Raw genomic sequence first — 2,393 nt, 5'->3', positions numbered from 1 at the left:
TAACTTTTCCTAAACCCCATAATGGTGCTTGTTGTACTTGTACAGATTCTTGATCATGATTAATTTGGTGTACACCCTGAGTTGCTAATAACAACTGCGGTGATATTTTTGTGAAATTCGATAGCATTGCTTGTAATAAATGCAAGACACTACCGCAAGTCATTTCTTGAGCATTTGTTAACTTGTCTATTGTTGTCTCCAAACTCCACAAATGCACTATTCCCTGTACACTGGTTTCTTCAAATATTGCTGATAGTAATTTGTGAAAATCCGCGGGTTGAGTAGGAGATACTTGATAATGATAGTTATCTAGTTTTTGATAATTTTCTCCTGGATAAACAACAATAGATTGATATCCTTGCTTTTCTAATTTGTGAGTTATTTCTGCACCCACATTATTGCTATGTGCAAAGATCAACAAAAAAGAAGGTGATAACGTTGAAGATTTTTCTCTTTCTTTCTTCCTACTGTCACCTTCCTGAGAAACTTGCCATTCTAGCTGATAGTACCAATCATTGAGATTAGGTTGCAGACTGCGACGCAAGACTTCACGGGAGGCTTTTCTGGCTTCAAAGTTGGTGATTTTGGCAATGATTTCTCCCTGGTTATCAAAGATGAGAATATCACCAATGAGACTACCTGGTTTGTCTTGATTTATTTGCTGAACATGACACCATAAATTACTACTTTTTGGTTGTTGGCAAAATTGAAACTTTTCGATATGGAAGGGAATGAAAATAAAATTATTTGTATCTATATGATCTAGTTCATTTACTAATCCTTGGCACATTCCTAAAACTTGGAAACAGGAATCAATTAAACCAGGATAAAGTTGATAGTCATTTACTGTATCTGGTATTTCTGGAAGCTGCATTTTTCCTAGTGCTTCCCCATTTCCTTGCCAAGCTTTATCTATCCATTGAAAGGCTGTTCCTAAAGTATATCCGGCTGCGGTTAGTTGTTGATAATATTCTTCACCTTTAATTATTTTTGAACATCTTTTTTGAATATTTTCTATTTCCTGATGGGAAATAATTTTATGATCTAGTTCTTGTTCTATTTTTAATAAACCAGTAACGTGCTTAACCCAAGATGTATCTTGATTTTTTGTTCCTGTTTCTTGACTGATTATTTGAAAGTTATTTTGGGTTTTATTTTCTGTTTCAATAATTATTTGAATAGTGCGATTGTTCTTTTCGGCAATAACTAGGGGTTTTTGAAAAAATACCTGTTCTATAGTACAGCTTGAAGTGCCAAATCCTTGTTTTACTGCTAAAAGCGTGAGAGCAATATGTGAAGCTGCTGCTAATATGTTGATATTAAAGATTCTATGGTGTTCTTGGTGTGGAGGATTATTGGTTGCTAGTTGGTTTTCAAAGCGAATCTGTGATGTAAATGGTAAACGTAACTGTTCTCCAAGCAGTGGATGTTGGTGAGATTTTCTCTGTTGTTTAACTAGGTTGCTGCTAGGATGAGTATAATGATTTGTTTCTAACCAATAACGTTGTCTTTGGAAAGGATAAGTAGGAAGTTGGATTTTTTTACGTTGATAATCTGCGTCAAATCCTAACCAGTCAATTTCCGCACCTTGAATATATAATTGTCCTAAACTTTGCAATATTTGTTGCCATTCTTCTATTCCTGGACGGAGAGATGGTAGCCATGTGCCAATATTATCTTCTAAGCATTGTCTACCCATGCCTAGTAAAGTGGGTTTAGGTCCTATTTCTAGAAATACTTCATAACCTAGTTCTATTAAAGTGTTGATACTATCTGCAAATTTCACGGGTTGAGAAATGTGACTTACCCAATATTTGGGAGTCGTAATAGTAGCATCTGCTTTTTGTCCCGTTAGGTTAGAAATCAGGGGGATTTTTGGTTGATTATATGTAATTTGTTGAGCTATTTTCTCAAATTCTGCCAGCATTGGTGACATGAGAGGAGAATGAAAAGCATGAGATACTTTTAAATATTTGGTTTTAATGTTTTGCTGTTCTAGTTGATTGCAAATTTCTCTAATAGCTGCTTTTTCTCCAGAGATAACAATGCTATTTGGTGTGTTGTAAGCGGCAATACTTACTTGTTGTTTATATGGGGCAATAATTGGTTGAATTTGTGCTGCTGTGGCAATAATGGCTACCATTTCTCCTCCCGTTGGTAGCTGCTGCATGAGTTTACCACGATAGGCAATTAGTTTTAATCCGTCTTCTAAACTGAATATTCCTGCTAGACAAGCGGCGACATATTCACCTACACTATGACCTATAACTATATCTGGTTTAATTCCCCATGATTGCCACATTTGTGCTAAGGCATATTCTATGGCAAATAAGGCAGGTTGAGTATAGGCTGTTTGATTAATTAAGTTTGTTTCTGTGTACAGGATTTCTATT

1 protein-coding gene is annotated in these 2,393 nt (G+C 35.4%); it reads right to left on the bottom strand.

Features of this window, described 5'->3' with window-relative positions:
• The coding region (locus tag FJR38_RS27815; RefSeq protein ID WP_217360034.1) for an acyltransferase domain-containing protein at positions 1 to 2,393 on the bottom strand (2,393 nt) is incomplete at both ends.

Source organism: Anabaena sp. UHCC 0253 (assembly GCF_009712085.1).
Classification (GTDB): domain Bacteria; phylum Cyanobacteriota; class Cyanobacteriia; order Cyanobacteriales; family Nostocaceae; genus Dolichospermum.
The sequence above is the reverse complement of the archived record's forward strand: the minus strand, read 5'-3'. Positions and strand labels throughout refer to the sequence as shown.